Here is a 20,106-nt window from a genome sequence, read left to right on the forward strand (position 1 = left end):
ATTGTTTAATTCTTGGTTTCTACGTGTTTTTTAAAATTATCTAAGATAGCTTGCCAGCCATCTCTTTGCATATCTTCAGGGTTGGAGCCTTCCATATCAAAATCAATGATTACCTGTGATTTACCATTATCATCCTTGAATCTAATATCTGTTTCTCTATTGTCACCTAAGACATAGGAAATGCTATTCATTGGCGTAACTTCGGTATAAGTACCTTCAAAATCGAACTCAAAACTTCCATCCTTGGCTGCCATTTTATTTTTAAATTTTCCACCTACCTTAAGGTCATTTTCGGATGATGGACAATGCCAGTCTTCAGATGCATGGTTCCATTTTACAATATCATCAGGGTTGTTGTAGGCTTCCCATACTGTTTTTAATGGAGCATTAATTAAGGTTTCAATGTGAATTCTTTTCTTTTCCATAATCGTGTTGTTTTATATTCGAAATTAATCGTTAGTGCTTTATATCAACTTGTCCTATGACAAGAAATAAATTATTGTTCCAGCATTTTTACCATACCCACGATTGAATTGATGATCAAATCCCAATCTTCTTCATGTAGCTCATGGCCCGTACCTTCTAATACAACCAGATTTTGACCTCTAAGTTTTTGCATGATAGCTATAGCATTTTGAAAATGACAAATGACATCTTCCGTTCCGTGAATTACTAAAACAGGCACTTTAATTTTATCTAATTGATTGTAATATTCCATCCCACCTGAAATGGAAGCATGGTTAAACTGGCTTCTGAAATTATTGGCACGACGATAGGATTCTCTCAAATAGTTTTCCTCCCTTAGTACATTCAAAGGTTTTTTTCCACTCATCAATTGGGAGCCTTGTAGCATATAATGTACTACTTTATCTTCATTATCCCAATTGATATCCGATCCTTTGGCATGAAAGTCCAAAATTCGTTTATCCATTTCTGGGATTGGGAACTCTGACTCACCCCAGGGCATGGTACTTAGTAAAGTCAATGATTTTACTCGGTCACTATTTCTAATCGCTAGAATTTGGGCTATCATTCCGCCTAAAGATATTCCCACCAAATGCGCTGCAGAGATTTCATAAGAATTTAAGATTGAAATCAGGTCATCTGCAAAATCCAGCATGTTATAATTTGCTGTTCCTTCAGGAACCGAAGTGGACTTTCCTGTATCTCGAAAATCAAAACGGATCACAAATAAACCTTTATCAGCAAGTTTTTGGCAAAATTCAGTATCCCAAAATAACATGGATACCGTGGCGCCAGCAATCAATAAAACAGGAGGGTTTCTTTTGTTACCAAAGGATTGAGTAAATAAACTGATGTCTTGATTTTGGACGATTTTGTCAGTCATAATTTAATTTATTATTGCAGTAATTAGGAGAATAGATTCCATTAATAAAACAATGTAATAATCTTTTCTGTTTTAATTCAATTGCTTAAAATACTTTTCTAAATAATGTACTCCATAAGGGAAATTATATATTAAATTAGATAATAATTACTTGAGTTTACACTACTAAATAAAACATAATCATGAATGAAAATCTAAGTGCCAGAGCCTCGATTCAGATATTAAAACCTATTGAAGAGGTTTTTGAAGCGATTGTTAACCCGGATAAAATGAGTAATTATTTTATTGAAAAATCAACAGGAAGGTTAGAAGAGGGGGTTACTGTTGAATGGAAGTTTCCGGAGTTTGATGATATCTTTCCAGTAACTGGGAAATTTATTCGACCTTATGATTATATATCATTTGATTGGAGTGGCGGCGAGGAAGGGATGATGGTTGAAATTTTCTTGGAAGCCTTTCATAATAACTTTACGGTGGTTCGGATAAAGGAAAGTTATATGCCTGCGAATGAAGAAGGAATTAAACAGGCCATTGGTCAAACCGAAGGTTGGTCAAACTTTTTAGCTTGTCTAAAGGCGAGTTTGGAATACGGCATTAACTTGCGGAAGGGTGCATTTGATTTTATGAAACCATAATTTTTTTACCTATGTCAACATTTACGACGATTGATGAATATATTTCGGGTTTTGAAGGGGGAAAACAGAAGTTATTGAAAGATGTTCGGGCTATTATAAAAAAGGCAGCACCAAAAGAATCCAAGGAAACGATAAACTATAAAATGCCTACTTACAGGTATAATGGAAATTTAATTCATTTTGCCATGTTCACGAATCATCTTGGGTTATATCCGGGAGTTGATGCGATTGAAAATTTTGCTGAAGAACTAAAGCCTTATAAAACTTCAAAAGGGGCTATTCAAATCCCTTTGAATAGGGCGTTACCTGAAAAACTCATTACAGATATCGTACATTTTAATGCAGAACGATTGAAGGAGCGTCAGTACCCGAGTTGGGAAACGAAACATGAAAGATGGGATGAATGCCAAGAATTTATGAATCAGATTATCCTAAGGAATAAAACGCCGTTGAAAAGGGAGATAAAGTGGGGTGCAGATGTATATACTTATGAAGGGAAAAACGTTATTGGATGGGGTGGATTTAAAGACTTCTTTTCCTTATGGTTTTATAATGGAGTGTTTTTGGAAGATAAGCTCAAGGTTTTGGTAACTGCATCAGAAGGAAAAACAAAATCATTGCGGCAATGGCGATTTACAGATATCAAGGATATGGATGAGGAGAAAATCCTTGCCTATATTGAGGAATCTGTTCAGACGATAAAGGCTGGGAAGGAGATAAAGCCAGATAGATCCTTACCTAAAAAAGTAGAAGGATTGTTTAAAGACGCTTTGGACAAGGATAAAATTTTTAGTGTAGCATTTGAAAAACTGACTCCCGGGAAAAAGAAAGAATACATAGAATATATTGATGAAGCCAAGCAAGATAAGACCAAAGAAAGTCGGTTGGAAAAGATAAGGCCGATGATCCTGGAAGGCAAGGGCTTACATGATAAATACAAGAAATAAGTCTATCGTAATGATAGGCTTTTTTTATGGAATTACAACAATCTTAAAATTTAACTGTTCATTAAATAAAGGAATTAGACAATTCAGAGATTTTAGTAGATGAACAGAAGAGATTTTATCAATCAAGGACTATTATTAGGAGGTAGTATTTCCCTGGGTTGGGGAGCTACGGGCATTGAAGGGTCATTTAAAATAGGAAAATACATGGAAAAAAATATTCAAAAAAGATTTCGTCCGAAGAGCATGAGTGGATTTGGTGGTGTTGCATTGGGCAATGGGTTCAACCATAATTCAGATTTAGCTTGTCATGAAGCCATGGAAGCGGCGTGGGATGCAGGAGTTAGATATTATGATACTTCTCCTTGGTATGGATTAGGAATAAGTGAAAGGAGGATGGGATTATTTTTAAAAGAAAAGTTAAAAGATGACTACACAATTTCGAGTAAGATCGGGAGGATTTTAGTTCCAGAAGATAATTATAAGCAAGAAGGTTTGATGTGGAAGGGTCAGATGAATGCATCGTATAAGTATGATTATTCAGCTTCAGGAGCCAGAAAATCTGTTGAAGATAGCTTACAACGATTAGGAATTGGATCGATGGATATTGTTTTTGTTCATGATTTATCGCCGGATAATGGCGATATGGGTAAAGATTGGCTCAAATACTTTGAGATTGCGCAGAATGGTGCCTTCAAAGAGCTGACCAAGATGCGTGAGGAAGGAATAATAAAAGCTTGGGGTTTAGGTGTTAATACGATTGAACCTATATTAAAGAGTATGGAGGTAGCGGATCCTGATATTTTTCTTTCAGCCTGTCAATATTCCTTAATTCATCACGAGGATGATTTGAACCAAGTCTTTCCAAAGATTGCTGAAAAGGGATTGTCCATAGTTGTTGGAGCGCCTTTATGTGCGGGATTTCTAGCTGGAAAGCCGAGGTATTTGTATGGTTCCAAGATTCCGGAATTTGCTGCTGAGAAGCTCAAAAACTTGGAGGCGGTTGCCAAGAACCATCAGGTTGACCTCAGGACTGCAGCTTTGCAATTTTCTGCAGCTCCAGATGTAGTCTCTTCCGTAATTCCTGGCGCAAGCTCAGGAGAGCAAGCGAAAGAAAATGCAAAGTCATTTACAGAAAGCATCCCCAAGGGATTTTGGGAAGAGTTGAAAGAGAAAAAATTAATTTCTGCGAGTGCTCCTGTTCCAAATGATTAAATTGCAGAATGGAAAATAATGTAAAAGTTGGCTTTATAGGTTTAGGAAACATGGGTAAACCTATGGCGAAGAATTTAGAAAAAGCTGGAGTTGATCTCTATGTATATAATCGTACTGCAGAAAAGATGCAGGATTTTGCTGAGAAGAGTACAGTATGCCATGATATCGTAAGCTTGGTGAAAAGTTGTGATATAATATTTACGATGCTGACTAATGATGATGCTGTTCATGCGGTTTATGAGACCATCTTGACCATGAATATTGAAGGAAAACTATTTGTTGATATGAGTACCATTTCGCAGTTTGCTTCCAAAACAATTTCTACCATCACTAAGTCAAAAGGTGCAAGTTTTGTGGATGCTCCGGTTGCTGGAAGTACACAGCCAGCAAAGGATGCCACATTGATTTTTATGGTTGGTGCCGATAAGCAAGATGCTGAACGGGTTTTACCTTATCTAAATTTGATGGGTAAGGAAGTAAAATACATGGGTGAAAACGGGAAAGGCGTTTCTGCGAAGCTATGTATCAATTATTACCTTTCAATTTTATATCAAGGAATGGCCGAGACGGTTTTGTTCGCTGAGAAGATGGGTATATCGCGGGCAGATATGATGAGTATCATCAATGAAAGTGCGAGTGGTAGTGGCGCATCAAAGGTAAAAACAGCTTCAATTATAAAGAATGAGTTTCCGGCGGCATTTTCTGTAGATTTAATGCTGAAAGATGTGAAGTTAGCTATTGATGCTGGAGCACATTATCCCTTAAGTAAAGATATATTAAAGACTTATCAAGGAGCGAAGGATGCTGGTTTTGCGGATTTCGATGTCATGAGTATTATCCCTTACCTAAAAGAACAGGACAGCGTTCATTAATTCATAAAAAATAAGAATATGAAGAATCAATCATTTATCATTTTGCTAAGTATATTACTTAGTCAAACTGTTTTAGGTCAGGACCTAAAGGAGGTAAATTATAAGGAAGGTAATCAAGCTTTGAAAGGTTTGATGAGCAGTAATTCTGGGGAAAGCCTTCCGGGAGTTTTGATTCTGCCAGCGTGGAAAGGAATAGATCAAGAGGCGATTGATGCGGCGAAAAACTTGGAGAAACAAGGCTATATTGCTTTTATCGCCGATATCTATGGCGTTGGGAATACGCCGAAAGACAATTCGGAATCTTCAAAATTATCATCCCAGTATAAAAAGGATTATCAATCCTATCAGAAGCGGATTCAAGCTGGAATAGATGAGTTAAAGAAAGCAGGAGCGACTAAGGTTGCAGTAATAGGTTATTGTTTTGGAGGTACTGGTGCGTTAGAGGCTGCTAGAGGCGGATTGCCAGTTGAAGGCGTTGTATGTATTCATGGTAGTCTAGGGAAGGCTGCTGACCGGGCTAACGGAGAAATTAAGACTAAGGTTTTGGTGGAGCATCCTGCGGATGATGCAGGGGTAAAACCTGAAGATTATGATGCGCTTGTTAAAGAATTTAGGGACGGGAAAGCAGACTGGCAAATAATAACCTATTCAGATTCGAAGCATACATTTACAAATCCTGAGTCAGCAGATTATAATCCTGTAATGGCCAAAAGAGCATGGAATCATACCTTGATGTTTCTACAAGAAATATTAAAGTAAAACATCAATAGCATTAAAATATTTAAGCCGCCTTTGGGTGGCTTTTTTTATACTATTTAAGACCTATAGTATTTTAATGGCTTCTGATAATTCTTCTTAAATAAGATTACGTGAAAGATTGAAGTGATTAACAATGCAAAAAACAGGATCCATTCACTGGATAAACTTTGAATTTTTATCGAGTAGGCAGCAGTTGCACAGAAAGTATTTAAGAATATTAAAAAAAGTAAGATCGTTTTCATCTCTTCAATATTGATTATTAACTGGTGGTTTTCCTTAAAATTAATACTATTATGATAAAAAAAGAAATTAATAATAATATAATTACACCTATAGTTTAATGATATTGATTTGTTGAATGAAGACTTTTGTTGATTCAAAAACCTTTATTTTATTTATTTTTCTAGATTACCTTAGTTGTTACAATTTTTGCAAACTTTAACGCTAATATTTAACTTTTTTTAAATACTTGATATGCAATTTGTTGTAAAATGTATCTTAAACATTTGTTTATTGAATAAGTTAAAAATTTAAAGATAAATGCCATAAATTGAGGAGATAGGGAACCATTAAGTTGTTAAATTCCTATATTAGGAAAACTAAACATAAATCTATAACAACTTAAACGCCTTAATTCTATGGTTAAACACCGCCATTTTTTCAATGGAAAGAATGGGATTAAAATGCTTCGCATAGGAGGGATAAGTATGCTAATCAGTATCACCTCACCGACTGCATTTGCCCATTTGGCCAAAGATGCTACGATGTATGCATCGACATGGCATAATCAAAGTACTGTTCGGGGAACAGTAAAGGATTCTTCAAACGGTTTAGCACTCTCTGGTGTGACCGTAACTGTGAAAGGAACTAACCAAGCAACCACAACCGATGAAAATGGAAATTTTGAACTAGAAGCCGTTCCGGGAACAGCGACCTTAGTTTTCACTTCAGTAGGAATGGAAAGTAAAGAAGTTGCTGTATCCAATCAAACTACCTTCAATGTCAGCTTAGATCAGAGTCTGGACAATATTGATGAGGTCGTTGTAGTGGGATATGGTACACAGAAGAAAGCTACGGTTACTGGTTCCGTTGCAGCAGTCAAGGGGGATGAATTAAAAAAATCACCAGCAATCAATTTATCGAATGCAATTGCAGGTCGCGTTGCGGGTGTTGTGGCGACGAATCGAAGTGGTGAGCCAGGGAGCGATGGTTCCGGAATTCGGATTCGTGGTACAAATACCCTTGGTGATTCAGGTCCATTAATTGTAATTGATGGAATTCCTGCACGTGCCGGTGGTTTCGAACGCTTGAATCCCGCAGATATTGAAAATATATCTGTATTGAAAGATGCGTCAGCTGCAATTTATGGTGCACGTGCTGCCAATGGGGTAGTCTTAGTGACCACAAAGCGCGGTAAAACTGGTAAACCTACCTTATCCTACACTTTTAATCAGGGTTATTCTCAACCCACCGTAATTCCCGAACTAGCAGATGCAAATGAATACGCAGAAATGCGTAATGAACTTGAAATCTTTAAACTTCCTGTTGACGAATGGAAATCTGCACAGGATGCTTTCAACAGTACCGGGGAATACAAAAAGCCAGATGGTACCATCTTATCAGCACCATTTACCATGGAGGATAGACAGAAGTTTGCTGATGGATCAGACCCTTGGGGACATCCAAATACAGACTGGTATGGTGAAACACTTAGAAATTGGTCGCCACAATCAAAACATAACCTCCAGTTGGATGGTGGATCGGACAATTTTAAATATTTAATGTCCTTGGGTTATTTAAACCAAGAAGGATATTATAAAAACAGTGCAAATAACTATAAGCAATACGATCTTCGATTAAACTTGGATGCTAATGTCAATAAATACGTGAAGTTGCAATTTGGGATGTTAGGCCGTCAGGAGAATCGGAGCTATCCGATTAAATCGGCAGCAACTATTTTCCGGATGACCATGCGTGGAAATCCAACGCAACCAGCATATTGGCCAAATGGATTACCAGGGCCAGATATTGAGAACGGTGAGAACCCGGTTGTGATTTCGACAGATGCTTCAGGCTACGACCGCAATAAGCGGTATTACTTTCAGACCAATGGACAGATTGAAATCTTGATTCCAGGAGTTGATGGGCTTAAAGTGACAGGTACAGCAGCAGTTGATAAGTATTTGATCAATTCCAAGAAATGGGAAATACCATGGTATTTATATACCTGGCAGGGAGATTATGAAGCTGATGGAACAACCCCTTTATTGGTTGCTGGAAGAAGAGGGCTAGCAGATCCGCGATTAACACAATCCAATGAGGATCAATTAAATGTCTTGTTAGGAGCGGTAGCATCTTATGATAAAGTAATAGGGGATCATACCTTCAATATTTTAGCTGGTGTGAACCGAGAAACTATTCATAATGATAATTTTTCTGCATTCAGAAGGTTCTTTATCTCAAATGAGATTGATTATTTATTTGCTGGTGGAGATGCAGAGAAGGATAATTCCGGTGGAGCATGGGATCGGGCTCGTTTGAACTATTTTGGACGTGCGAACTATAATTACAAAGGGAAATACATTGCGGAATTATTATGGCGCGTTGATGGGTCCTATATGTTTCCAAAGGCTTCGAGATATGGTTTCTTCCCAGGAGCGATGTTAGGCTGGATGGTTTCCGAGGAGAACTTCTGGAAAGAAAATGTACCATTTGTAAATTACTTCAAAATCCGTGCTTCTTATGGGCAAATGGGTAATGATAATGTGTATTACGACAGTAAACTTCAGGAATATCAATATTTCTCAACTTATGCGTTCGGATCATACATTATCAATGATGAAATGGTGAAATCCTTATATGAAAGCCGTGTTCCAAACAAATTTATTACTTGGGAGGTTGCGAATAACTATAACCTAGGTTTTGATTTTCAATTTTTGGGGGGCAAGTTCAATGCAGAATTTGACTTATTTAAAAATAGCAGGGAAAGTATTTTGTGGCGTAGAAATGCTTCGATTCCTCAAAGTACAGGTATGACCTTACCTGCTGAAAATATAGGTAAAGTAGATAACTCAGGATTTGACTTGAGCTTAGGTTATCGAGAAACATTTGGTGATTTAGGATTTAATGTTGCAGTGAACGGAGGATATGCGAAGAATAAGATCATCTTTTGGGATGAGGCGCCAGGAGCTCCAGAATGGCAACAAAGTACTGGCAGACCTATCAATGCCGGCTTATACTATATTTATGATGGCGTATTCAGGGACCAAGCAGAGATAGATGCGAATACTATTGATTATGGTGATATCACCGGTAATTTACGTCCGGGAGATATGAAGTACCAAGATTATGATGGGGATGGAAAGATTACACCAAATGATAGGGTTCGTCGTGATAAGAATACTATTCCAACATTCCAAGGAGGTTTAAACCTAGGCTTTACCTATAAGAATTTTGATTTAGCGATCTTATTCCAAGGAGCTACAGGAGCAGAACAAAGAGTAGGAACAGATGAATCAGGAGCGATTGGTAACTACCTATTGGATTTTTATGAGAACCGTTGGACGGTCGATAATCCGAGTTCAGAATATCCAAGAATTACAGACCGAAGCGATCAATATTACTCAAACAATAATACCTACTGGATGCGTAGTACCAATTACATCCGCTTAAAAAACATGGAGTTAGGATATAATTTTCCGACTCAATGGATTGAGAAAGCAGGAATAGGCAGTGCTCGTGTATTTGTAAGTGGTCAAAATCTATTGACCTGGAGTAAAATCAAAGTTTACGATCCGGAATCTGACAATGCATTAGGACAATATTATCCTCAGGCAAGATTAATTAACGCGGGTGTAATGGTTTCGTTTTAATATACTATCTTATGAAATTTAAGTTTAAAATTCAATATATATCCTTGGCCTTCATAGGTTTACTGGCATCATGTAATGATGATTTCGTGAATACGGAGCCGTTAAATGAGGCGCCTGAGGAGTTGGTTTGGTCTGATGCAGCATTAGCCCAAGCGTTTGTTTTCGAGATCTATAATGGTTTCGGAGTTGGAGGTTTTTATGAGCAACAAATGGCATCGATGACCGATGAGGCATTTTTTACTCATCCCGGTCGTGGAATTAATACAGTAACAGAATCTCGTTCCAATGCGGCGGATCAGGGCTATATTATGGACACATATGAATATGGTAGGATGTATGCGCGGATTCGTGCTACCAACATTGCCATTGAAAATTTGAGAAATCCAAAGTTTGATGACAAGGATAAGGCGAATGCTTTGTTAGGTGAAGCCTATTTCTTGAGAGCTTACTATTATCAGCAATTATTACGCTTTTATGGAGCAGTTCCAATAGTGAAAAAAGTGTTCAAATTGGAGGATACTGATTTTCTTCAAGCGCGCAATACCTATGAGGAATGTGTGAATCAGATTGTAAGTGATTGTGATTCTGCATCGACCTTATTGACCGGACAAGCAAGAGAAGATGGCCGTGCATCAGAAGATGCTTCCAATGCGTTGAAAGCAAGGGTTTTATTGTATGCTGCTAGTGATCTACATGATATGCCAACGGCAAAAGGCAAGTCATCCATTATCAGTGGGTTCAAAAATCCTGAATATTTGGGATATGTTTCCGGTGATAGAACTGCTCGTTGGAGAAAAGCAAAGGATGCTGCAAAGAAAGTCTTAGACAAAACGGAGTATGCCTATAAATTGGATTTAACAGATACCATTCCTGCAACGGAAGGTACTGCCAATTATTTGGCAATCGCTATGGGCGGAGGAAGTAACGTAGCTGATGCTGAAGGGAAGAAGGATTTAATTTTAGGTCGTTTTTTCAAGGATATCAAAGATGAAAGAGGAGGATGGGTTGGTCGTGACAATGGTCCTAATGGTTATCACAACTGGTCTGGAAATTCGCCGGTTCAATTATTGGTCGATGATTATGAAATGCGCACTGGCGAGAAATTCAATTGGAATAATCCTGCCCATAAAGCCGCACCATACAAGAATCGGGATCCGAGATTTTATGCAACCATTAGTCATGATGGATCAAACTGGAAGCCAAGGACGGATGATGTGAAAGGTAGAGACCCGAACAATCAAATCCAGACAGGTCGATATGAAGTTGGATCAGGATCAGGTACTAAACGCATAGTGCCAGGATTGGATACTAGAAATAGTCCTATTGAAGATTGGAATGGCTCTTATACTGGGTACTATTACAGAAAGTTTGTGGATCCAAATCCAAAAATTGTTGATCAGAATACTCGTCAGCAAATTCCATGGCCTTTATTACGTTATACTGAGGCCGTATTAAATTATGTGGAAGCATGTATTGAACTGGGAGAAGAAGCAGAAGCTAGAGCCTGGATCAATAAAATAAGATTACGTGCCGGGTTATTTGCGATCAATGATTCTGGAGCAGCTTTGAAAGAACGTTATAGAAATGAAAGACGTATTGAGTTGGCTTATGAGGAGCACCGCTTTTTTGATGCTAGAAGATGGATGATTGCCCCAACGACATTGGGTAGAAAGGTTACTTTGATCAATATTTTTGGTCAGTTGAAGCCTGGGAAAACGGTAGATGTCTATAAGTATGATACTAGTAATTATAATTACACTTATACGGTAGGTAATTTAAACCCTGGTATTGAAAACAGAAGCTGGAATGACAAAATGTATTTCAGTTCCTTCAATCGGGATGAAATCAATAGAAACACGGAACTAGTACAGAATCCTGGTTACGAATAGGATTAAGTTAGTTTATAGATTGGCCCAACCGGAAGGTTGGGCTTTTTTGTGTAAAATTATTAAGGGTATAATAAATTAAGGTTAAATGTTTATGATGATTTAACTAACTTGATGAATCAACTGATTTAAATTATAGTTTTGCTACCTAATCTAAAAAATTAATGGATACCAGAAGAGAGTTTCTTAAGAAAGCATCGATGCTTGCGGGTGCTAGCGCAGCCGTAAATTTTATTCCAGAATCTATTCAGAGGGCTTTGGCGATAGATGCCAATCCAGGGACCAATTATCTTGATGCGGAACACATTGTGTTTTTGATGCAGGAGAACAGATCCTTTGATCATTGTTTTGGAACCTTGAAAGGCGTTCGAGGATTTAATGATCCACGTGCATTAAGACAACCTAATGGCTATCCAGTGTGGTATCAGGAGAATAAAAAAGAAGAAATCTTTGCTCCATTCCATTTGGATATAGAAAATACCAAAATAACTTGGATGGGGAGTCTCCCACATGGTTGGAGAGATATGGTTGCGGCGCGAAATGAAGGGAAAATGGATACATGGTTAGAAGCCAAACGTGCTGGTGATCCTGAATACAAGCATATTCCATTGACCATGGGATATTTCGAAAGAAAAGATATTCCTTTTTACTATGCATTTGCTGATGCTTTTACCGTTTGTGACCAACATTTTTGTTCTTCATTGACAGGGACGAGTGCTAATCGTTCGTATTTCTGGTCAGGAACAGTGCGTGAGGAACCACATAATCCAGAATCTACTGCCCACGTAGATAATTATCAGATCAACTATAAAGATGTAAGCTGGAAGACCTATCCAGAGCGACTTCAGGAAGCTGGAATTCCATGGAAAGTTTATCAAAATGAATTAAGTCTACCGGTAGGATTTGAAGGTGAAGAGGAAGATTGGTTGGCTAATTTCACTGATAATAATCTTGAATTCCATAAACAATATCAGGTTAAATTTCATCCGGCTTATTATGAATATGCGAAAAGGAAGGTGAAAGAAATAGAACATCTGCTTACTGTAGCAAAATTTGCAAGTCAAGAAGCGTATCAAAAAGTTGTTGATGAATTAAATGGTTATAAAAAGGATGTAGAGACTTATTCTCCAGAGAACTTTGCGAAGCTTACCAATCAAGAGCAAGAGATTCATCGTCGGGCCTTTACAACGAATACAAATGACCCTAACTACCATAGCTTATCCAAAATTAAGGGTCAGGATTCTGAGGAGATTGAAGTCCCACAAGGCGATGTTTTTCATCAATTCCGAGAGGATGTAAAAGCAGGTAATCTTCCAGCAGTTTCTTGGTTGGTGGCGCCGTGTCGTTTTTCAGATCATCCCGGCTCTCCATGGTATGGTGCTTGGTATGTTTCGGAAACATTGGATATACTAACTGCAAATCCTGAAGTATGGAAGAAAACCATTTTTATCTTAACCTATGATGAGAATGATGGCTACTTCGATCATATATCCCCATTTGTACCTCCATTGACCAATAAAGAAGGAACAGGAGCTGTACCAAAAGGTATGGATACAGCTGATGAATACGTTACTGTAGATCAAGAAAATAAGAGAACAGGTAAAGATACTGGAGTTCATGATAGTCCAATAGGTTTGGGATATCGAGTGCCCTTGGTAATTGCTTCACCTTGGTCCAAAGGTGGCTGGGTGAATTCAGAGGTGTTTGATCATACCTCGCCACTTCAGTTTTTGGAGCATTTTATCCAGAAAAAATACAAAAAGCCTGTAATTGAAAAGAACATTACCGAATGGAGAAGGTTGGTATGCGGGGATTTGACCTCAGCATTTAGACCTTTGCCAGATATTCAAAGACCTGCTATCGATTTTGTAAATCGAGACCAATATGTAGAACGAATTTATTCTGCTCGTGATAAGTCTATTCCTGAGAATTTTAAAGCAATAGCAAAGGATAGTCTGAAAAGTATTAAAAATAATCTTTCCTTGAATACGGGTTTAGGCCTTCAAGAGAAAGGTACTAAATCGGCATGTGCAATTCCATATGATATAGATGTGAACCTCAGTGTTTCTTCTGGGAAATTAAACTTTCATTTTTCGATATTAGGGAAGCTTCCGCAGACGAAGGTTGTAGGTGTTCCATTTCAATTAATTTCACACACAGCATTTGGTAGTAAAAATGAAATTGGTAGAACCTGGAATTTCGCAGTTAAACCTAAAGAAAGCTTAACCTATTCATTGGATTTATCTGAGCTGAAGGATGAAAGCTTCTGCTTCTCAGTACATGGACCTAATGGATTTTATCGGGCATTCAAAGCGAAGGTAAATGCTGAATTCCCTCTTGTTGAAGTAAATTGCAGTAATGCTAAAAAAGGATTCCAAATAGCGATTTCTAAATCCAAAGTTGGCTTAAAAGTTCAAGATCCATCATATGGGCATACCTCAAAAGAATTTGCAGCCAACAGAAAGGTGAAGCAAGCCTGGAATTTAGAAAAATCCCAGGGCTGGTATGACTTTGAAATTACCTCGGATCTAAACCCGGATTTATTTATCAAATATGCAGGTCATATAGAAAATGGAAAACCTAGTTCTACTGATCCACTAATGGGTGAAGGAAATATTCCCTCATAAAGAAACTAGGAACTGACAATTCGTTGGCAATTGTTTTCGTAAGGTTCTTAGAGAACAAATTTGTAAAGAAGCTTTTCCTGCTGTATGTAAGAAGTAATAAATCAATTTCTTCTTCCACAATCATCTGATTGATACAGTAGGGAATAGGTTCTTTGATATCGAGCCTGTTGATTAATTGCTTACTCTTAAAGCTGACAGAATTTACACCTGTATGCTTTAGCATTTTTTCTTCCCAATAAAATATCGCATTTGCTTCCGCAGGTTTATTGTTTTCAACGACATGCAAAAGATTAAGGTCTATAGCAGGACTGGTTCTATGTATGAAACTATCAATTAAATCAAACTCAGTAGCCTTAAAATTGGATAGTATCCCTATTTTTTTCAATTTAAATCCTTCATGATGTGGCGGAACCGCAATGACTCCAATCGGAGAGTGTTGGATGATATCAAAAGTATTACTACCAAAAACAAGACCTTTTAAACCTGTAGCTCCTTTCGACCCCATTACAATAAAAGGCGCATTATTTTCTTCAGCAACTTTTAAAATTGTATCAGTTAGATTCCCTTGAATACAGGCGGCTGAAATTTGAAGATCAGGGAATTCCTTTTGAACTCGTTCTTGAAATTTCTCCATCTCCTCATTGGCGCTATCCATATTATGCTTTGCAACCGCATCATTAAATTCTGTGGTTGCTAAGGTTCTTCCAAAGGTTTGATATACATGTAACAGATGGATATCCCAATTGAACTTGGTTGCTAGATTTGCTGCATATTTTGTGGCAACCCAAGCATTATCTGAAAAGTCTGTAGGAATAAGAAGTGCATTTTTCATAATCAATATGGTAGGGTGTGTTTACCAAATATAGCCAAAAAGAAATCCTATTTCAAGTTTTAAGCTTGTTGAGACCGATTCCTTTCAAGAATGTGATGAATATCTCGGAAATTCCCTAGAATAGATAGTAAAAGTGATTAATATCATCAAATAGCTCATCCCTTAGAACTATTTTTGGGTTTTTGCATTTAATAATATATGACCGAAAATAAAGAACCTTCATCCAATAATCCCTATTCAATTTCCCTTGAAGAATTTGTGAATCAATTGGACAGCAATTTATCTGATGGGTTAACCAATGAGCAGGTTGAAAGCAGGTTGAATGAGTATGGAAAGAATAAATTACAACAGCAGTCTCGAAAATCCATATTTCGAATCTTTATTGACCAACTCAATGACGCATTGATTTATGTTTTATTTGCTGCGGTTGGGATTACTTTTTTCATGGGCGAGTATACTGATGGAATCATCATTCTGGTTGTTATCCTCATCAATGCATTTTTAGGTTTATTTCAAGAGGTGAGAGCAAATAATGCGATTGATGCTTTAAGGAATTTATCGCATCCAAAAGCAATTGTTCGGAGAGGTGGAAAGGTCGTGGAGGTGGATTCGGAACTATTGGTACCTGGAGATCTTGTCTTATTGGAAGCCGGTCGATATGTACCTGCTGATTTACGGTTAATAGAATCAGCGAACCTTCAAATAGAAGAATCTGCCTTGACTGGAGAATCTGTTCCGGCGGAAAAGAGTGCGGATGCGAATTTAGAGGATGAGTATATTCCTATTGGAGATCGGATAAACTTGGCATTTATGTCCACTTTGGTTACCTATGGTAGAGGTGTAGGAATAGTATTTGGAACAGCCAATCAAACTGAAGTAGGTAAAATTGCAGGTCTCTTAGATTCAGAAACTTCTGAAAAAACACCATTGGAAATCCGTTTAGATCATTTGGGAAAGACCCTAGGGAAGCTAGCCATTGGAATTTGTATTGTCATTTTCATCATTTCTTATTTTCAGGGTCGGGATCTCACGGAGATGTTCTTGACTTCAGTGTCGTTGGCTGTGGCATCCATTCCTGAAGGTTTGGCAGCAATCGTTGCTATTGTTCTATCTATTGGTGTAACGAAGATGGCTAAACAAAATGCGATTGTTAAAAAGCTGCCTGCCGTTGAGACTTTAGGATCAGTGACCATAGTTTGTTCGGATAAGACCGGAACGCTCACCCAAAATAAAATGACCGTTCAAGAAGCTTTTACCTTTAGTGATAATCTAATTTCAATTGATGATGAAGCGGAGAATACCTATGAGGAAAATCTATTAGCCGAAGCGATGGTTTTAGCTTCTGATGCCACCTTGGAAGGTGAGAATCAAACGGGAGACCCTACGGAAATAGCCTTGCTTGCTTTAGCAGATCAATGGGAAATGGATAGGGGAAACCTACAATCCGAACAGCCTCGAGTAGATGAGCTGGCATTTGATTCGGACCGTAAAATGATGTCCACGCTCCATAAAAATGGTTCAGAATATATTCTTTATACAAAAGGAGCAGTTGATAACCTAATCCCAAATTGTAAATACATTATTCAAAATGAGGAGTTATTTCCTATCACTGAGGATCATAAAAAGCAAATTACAGATGTGGTAGAAAAAATGTCCATGAAAGCCTTACGGATATTGGCAGTTGCCTTTAAGAAAAGTGATTCTAAATTTGAGAAAGAAGATTTTGAAAAGGACCTTGTGTTTATTGGTCTCGTTGGTATGATTGATCCGCCGAGAAAAGAAGTGAAGGATTCCATTGAGAAAGCAAAAGCAGCCGGTGTAACCACCATAATGATAACTGGTGACCACGGTAATACAGCCTTTGCCATTGCAAAGGAATTAGGCATTGCTGAGGATATTAGTCAGGTAACTACCGGTAAGGAAATAAATTCGATTTCTTATGAGGACTTAGAATCTCATATCTCTGAATATCGGGTATTTGCAAGGGTATCTCCAGAACATAAGGTCAGTATCGTCAAAGCATTTAAGGCAAAGGGAAATATCGTGTCGATGACAGGTGATGGGGTCAATGATGCACCATCATTGAATGTTGCAGATATAGGGGTAGCAATGGGAATTACCGGGACAGATGTAGCCAAGAATGCTTCTGATATCATCCTTGCAGATGATAATTTCTCTACCATCATTGGGGCCATTGAACAAGGGCGTAATATCTATAACAATATCAAGAAGTCTGTAATATTTTTGCTCGCCAGTAATCTGGGGGAGGTAATTACCATGTTGGTTGCTATAGTTGCCGGATTACCAGTTCCATTGTTAGCGACACAATTATTATGGATTAATCTAATCACAGATACACTACCAGCTGTTGCCTTAGGGATGGATCCAGGTGATCCCAATGTGATGAATGAAAAGCCTAGAAATGTCAAGGAAAATTTCTTTTCAAATGGAGGTGGCAAGAAAATATTCATTGCAGGTATATTAATTGGATTATTGACAATTGCTGCTTTCTTGATTGGTTATTTTGAGCATGGCTATAATCCTTTTATGGATACTATTCCTGAAGATATTCATGAATATGCCCGTACCATGGCGTTTTTAACCATAATCGCTTGTCAATTGTTCCATTCTTTATCCTTTAGACATGAGTATAAATCGATATTTAGTGTAGGGATATTTTCAAATAGGTATTTGGTATTTGCGATTATATTGGGATTCGCACTGCAGTTGATGGTATTATTTGTTCCGATTCTTAGGGAATCATTTAAACTGCAGGTGATAGGGATTTACGATTGGGTGAAGGTAATTGGATTAGGATTGGTGCCTTTGTTCGTTAATGAATTGATAAAGTTATTCAGTAAAAAAGCCAAGTAGATGAATCTATTTGGCTTTTAGCTTTTGTTGTTGTCTCTTTATTTTTCGGAACTCCCAGGGCGCTTGTGCAGTCTTCAATGACCACAGGTTTCTCTTATTTAATCTTGCCTCTGCCTCTGCTAGTGCATATTCTTCAGATTTATCAAATTGAAGGAAATGCCAAGCTAATCCTGCTTTCAACATGCTTACGTTTACCTCGGTTGAGTCTATATAAACTTTTCCAATTGCTCTTTTATAATGGTCGTATTTCAGGATAGAAACCTCAACCTCCCTTTGAAAGCAAAGTTGTCCAATATATTCCTTTGCAACTTGATAATAATCCTGACCCTTTTCAGGACTATCTATTCCATGTAATCTTACCCGGTGTTGCTGATTTAAACTGTCCAGGATAGTGATGGTATCTCCATCGGATATCCTGACCACCTTGCCAAAGATCTTTTGCTGCGCTATTGCATGTTGGCAAGTGAGGAAGAAAATAATAATTAAATAAGGTAGATGTTTCTTGAACATGCGGCAAAAATAGCACACTATTTCATATCCCAATGACTATAGCAGGAATTTTACTTGTTTAAACGTATTTCTAGTTCTAATTATGAAGTTTATTTAAGTTGATATTATTGAGGTTATACGTTTTAGCATATAGCTATGATATGTTAAAAAATGTTAATATCAATATCGGTTGACGCGAATTAGTCCTGACTTGCGTTATTAGTTCAAGAAACAAAAAAGTTTCAAAAATTAAATTTCATAATTTAGGTTAATAATTGGTTTGATAAAATCCTGAGGCTCCCCGCCTCGGGATTTTTCTATTAATTGAAATATTTAATTGACTTCTTTCTAAATAATAAATAGGAAATACTAATTTAGACCATGCTTAAGAAGATTCTGTTAATTGATGATGAGGATAAACTACGACAATTATTGGCCCGTATTATCCAATTGGAGTGGGATGACTTGGAAGTATTTCAAGCAGCAAATCTAAAGGCTGGCTACCAAATTTTAAAAACCAAGGATATTGATGTCGTCTTATGTGATGTGAAACTGCCTGATGGCAATGGAGTTGAAGCAATTCTTGAAATAAAGAAGATTAAACCTCTTGCTGAAGTACTGCTAATGACTGCATTTGGACAGATCCCTGATGGTGTTCAAGCTATTAAGAATGGCGCATTTGATTATATGACAAAGGGGGATGACAATAATAAGGTTATTCCTTTAATCAATAAAGCCTTTGAAAAGGTGGAAATGGCCAAAAGATTGAATAGGCTGGAAGAAAAAGTAGGTAAGAAATACTCCTTCGATCAAATCGTTGGAAAATCCAAAGAATTAAATCACGCGATAAATTTAGGTAAGAAAGTAGCGCAGACTGATGCTACGGTGCTCTTGCTTGGAGAAACGGGGACAGGAAAGGAAGTTTTTGCCCAAGCAATTCATCAAGAAAGTAAGCGGAATGGGAAGTCATTTGTTGCTTTAAATTGTTCCGCAGTGAGTAAAGATCTCCTTGAATCTGAATTATTCGGGCATGTTACTGGGGCATTCACTGGCGCCCTGAAAGATAAAAAAGGATTATTTGAAGAAGCCAATCAGGGGACCTTATTCCTGGATGAAATTGGTGAGATGCCTATTGAGCTTCAGGCAAAGTTATTAAGAGTATTAGAGACTGGTGAGTTTCTCCGCGTAGGGGAGAGTAAACCAACCAAAGTGGATGTTCGTGTAATCGCTGCTACCAATAGAAATCTGGAACAAGAATCTGAGGAAGGCTTGTTTAGGTCTGATCTGTATTACAGACTATCGGTATTCACAATCGGCTTACCGGCATTAAAAGACAGAATTTCGGATATCCCATTATTAATAAAATATTTCGTTGGACTTCAATCTGCAAAATTGAATATGCCGGTTCCTAAAATTGATGATACTTACATCAGTTTGCTTCAAAACCATTATTGGAAAGGTAATGTCAGGGAGTTGAAAAACAGTATTGAGCGTAGCTTAATCCTGATTGAAGGTGATACGCTTGATGTCAATGCCTTGCCATATGAGTTCAGCATGCAGGAGGGCAAAACGAATAGTCTTTCGGAGATGGCATTGGCAGAAATGGAAAGAAAACATATCCAAAAAGTATTAGCCTATACCAAAGGCAATAAGGCGGAAGCTGCACGATTACTTGAAATCGGAATAGCGACCCTGTATAGAAAAATTGATGAATATCAGATTCAACAATAATAAACTCGAATTACACTTCTCA

14 protein-coding genes are annotated in these 20,106 nt (G+C 37.6%); 10 read left to right on the top strand and 4 right to left on the bottom strand.

The annotated features are described in order from the left end of the window. Window positions 1-5 precede the first annotated feature (5 nt). Both ACF3OC_RS09105 and ACF3OC_RS09110 read right to left on the bottom strand, forming a co-directional pair. Entirely contained in the window at window positions 6-425 is a 420-nt protein-coding gene (locus ACF3OC_RS09105) for an SRPBCC family protein (RefSeq protein ID WP_094282469.1), read from the bottom strand. A 71-nt stretch (window positions 426-496) separates the two neighbouring features. Next, on the bottom strand, window positions 497-1,348 hold the full coding sequence (locus ACF3OC_RS09110; RefSeq protein WP_094282470.1) for an alpha/beta fold hydrolase: 852 nt from the start codon (window positions 1,346-1,348) through the stop codon (window positions 497-499). A gap of 182 nt (window positions 1,349-1,530) precedes the next feature. On the opposite strand from ACF3OC_RS09110, the gene ACF3OC_RS09115 reads away from it, so the two are divergent. From ACF3OC_RS09115 to ACF3OC_RS09150, 8 genes are all read left to right on the top strand, one after another. After that, the gene (locus tag ACF3OC_RS09115; RefSeq protein ID WP_094282471.1) at window positions 1,531-1,983 is read left to right on the top strand and encodes an SRPBCC domain-containing protein; all 453 of its coding nucleotides are present in this window, start codon (window positions 1,531-1,533) and stop codon (window positions 1,981-1,983) included. Between the two features lie 11 nt (window positions 1,984-1,994). After that, window positions 1,995-2,930, top strand: coding sequence for a DUF1801 domain-containing protein (locus ACF3OC_RS09120; RefSeq protein WP_094282472.1), 936 nt, complete (start codon window positions 1,995-1,997; stop codon window positions 2,928-2,930). 99 nt (window positions 2,931-3,029) lie between these two features. Next, window positions 3,030-4,142 carry an aldo/keto reductase gene (locus ACF3OC_RS09125; RefSeq protein ID WP_094282473.1) on the top strand — a complete coding sequence of 371 codons (1,113 nt, stop codon included), beginning with the start codon at window positions 3,030-3,032 and terminating at the stop codon, window positions 4,140-4,142. An 8-nt stretch (window positions 4,143-4,150) separates the two neighbouring features. Beyond that, complete coding sequence (locus ACF3OC_RS09130; protein ID WP_094282474.1) at window positions 4,151-5,014, top strand: NAD(P)-dependent oxidoreductase; 864 nt, start codon at window positions 4,151-4,153, stop codon at window positions 5,012-5,014. A gap of 18 nt (window positions 5,015-5,032) precedes the next feature. After that, entirely contained in the window at window positions 5,033-5,773 is a 741-nt protein-coding gene (locus ACF3OC_RS09135) for a dienelactone hydrolase family protein (protein WP_094257991.1), read from the top strand. Between the two features lie 638 nt (window positions 5,774-6,411). Then, window positions 6,412-9,645, top strand: coding sequence for a TonB-dependent receptor (locus tag ACF3OC_RS09140; protein ID WP_256962646.1), 3,234 nt, complete (start codon window positions 6,412-6,414; stop codon window positions 9,643-9,645). A gap of 11 nt (window positions 9,646-9,656) precedes the next feature. Further along, entirely contained in the window at window positions 9,657-11,534 is a 1,878-nt protein-coding gene (locus ACF3OC_RS09145) for a RagB/SusD family nutrient uptake outer membrane protein (protein ID WP_392471485.1), read from the top strand. Between the two features lie 161 nt (window positions 11,535-11,695). After that, window positions 11,696-14,158 (top strand): phosphocholine-specific phospholipase C, encoded by a 2,463-nt coding sequence (locus tag ACF3OC_RS09150; RefSeq protein WP_392471486.1) that lies wholly within the window; start codon window positions 11,696-11,698, stop codon window positions 14,156-14,158. Here ACF3OC_RS09150 and ACF3OC_RS09155 read toward each other — a convergent pair. Beyond that, window positions 14,118-14,990, bottom strand: a complete 873-nt coding sequence (locus ACF3OC_RS09155; RefSeq protein WP_094282477.1) for a universal stress protein — start codon at window positions 14,988-14,990, stop codon at window positions 14,118-14,120. The two genes, ACF3OC_RS09150 and ACF3OC_RS09155, sit on opposite strands and share 41 nt — an antisense overlap. 198 nt (window positions 14,991-15,188) lie before the next feature. On the opposite strand from ACF3OC_RS09155, the gene ACF3OC_RS09160 reads away from it, so the two are divergent. Further along, the gene (locus tag ACF3OC_RS09160; RefSeq protein ID WP_392471489.1) at window positions 15,189-17,864 is read left to right on the top strand and encodes a cation-translocating P-type ATPase; all 2,676 of its coding nucleotides are present in this window, start codon (window positions 15,189-15,191) and stop codon (window positions 17,862-17,864) included. Window positions 17,865-17,870: 6 nt separating this feature from the next. Here the strand turns inward: ACF3OC_RS09160 and ACF3OC_RS09165 are convergent, their stop codons facing one another. Continuing rightward, window positions 17,871-18,374 (bottom strand): thermonuclease family protein, encoded by a 504-nt coding sequence (locus ACF3OC_RS09165; RefSeq protein ID WP_094282479.1) that lies wholly within the window; start codon window positions 18,372-18,374, stop codon window positions 17,871-17,873. Window positions 18,375-18,734: 360 nt separating this feature from the next. Between ACF3OC_RS09165 and ACF3OC_RS09170 the strand changes: the two genes are divergently transcribed. Next, entirely contained in the window at window positions 18,735-20,084 is a 1,350-nt protein-coding gene (locus ACF3OC_RS09170) for a sigma-54 dependent transcriptional regulator (protein WP_094282480.1), read from the top strand. Window positions 20,085-20,106 lie beyond the last annotated feature (22 nt).

The sequence above is a fragment of the Sphingobacterium cellulitidis genome (assembly GCF_043187465.1).
Taxonomy (GTDB): domain Bacteria; phylum Bacteroidota; class Bacteroidia; order Sphingobacteriales; family Sphingobacteriaceae; genus Sphingobacterium; species Sphingobacterium cellulitidis.

Coding starts and splice junctions, on each gene's coding strand:
- ACF3OC_RS09170 (WP_094282480.1), top strand. CDS start 18,735: ATGCTTAAGAAGATTCTGTTAATTGATGATGAGGATAAACTACGACAA.
- ACF3OC_RS09145 (WP_392471485.1), top strand. CDS start 9,657: ATGAAATTTAAGTTTAAAATTCAATATATATCCTTGGCCTTCATAGGT.
- ACF3OC_RS09120 (WP_094282472.1), top strand. CDS start 1,995: ATGTCAACATTTACGACGATTGATGAATATATTTCGGGTTTTGAAGGG.
- ACF3OC_RS09140 (WP_256962646.1), top strand. CDS start 6,412: ATGGTTAAACACCGCCATTTTTTCAATGGAAAGAATGGGATTAAAATG.
- ACF3OC_RS09115 (WP_094282471.1), top strand. CDS start 1,531: ATGAATGAAAATCTAAGTGCCAGAGCCTCGATTCAGATATTAAAACCT.
- ACF3OC_RS09130 (WP_094282474.1), top strand. CDS start 4,151: ATGGAAAATAATGTAAAAGTTGGCTTTATAGGTTTAGGAAACATGGGT.
- ACF3OC_RS09165 (WP_094282479.1), bottom strand. CDS start 18,374: ATGTTCAAGAAACATCTACCTTATTTAATTATTATTTTCTTCCTCACT.
- ACF3OC_RS09110 (WP_094282470.1), bottom strand. CDS start 1,348: ATGACTGACAAAATCGTCCAAAATCAAGACATCAGTTTATTTACTCAA.
- ACF3OC_RS09155 (WP_094282477.1), bottom strand. CDS start 14,990: ATGAAAAATGCACTTCTTATTCCTACAGACTTTTCAGATAATGCTTGG.
- ACF3OC_RS09125 (WP_094282473.1), top strand. CDS start 3,030: ATGAACAGAAGAGATTTTATCAATCAAGGACTATTATTAGGAGGTAGT.
- ACF3OC_RS09150 (WP_392471486.1), top strand. CDS start 11,696: ATGGATACCAGAAGAGAGTTTCTTAAGAAAGCATCGATGCTTGCGGGT.
- ACF3OC_RS09105 (WP_094282469.1), bottom strand. CDS start 425: ATGGAAAAGAAAAGAATTCACATTGAAACCTTAATTAATGCTCCATTA.
- ACF3OC_RS09160 (WP_392471489.1), top strand. CDS start 15,189: ATGACCGAAAATAAAGAACCTTCATCCAATAATCCCTATTCAATTTCC.
- ACF3OC_RS09135 (WP_094257991.1), top strand. CDS start 5,033: ATGAAGAATCAATCATTTATCATTTTGCTAAGTATATTACTTAGTCAA.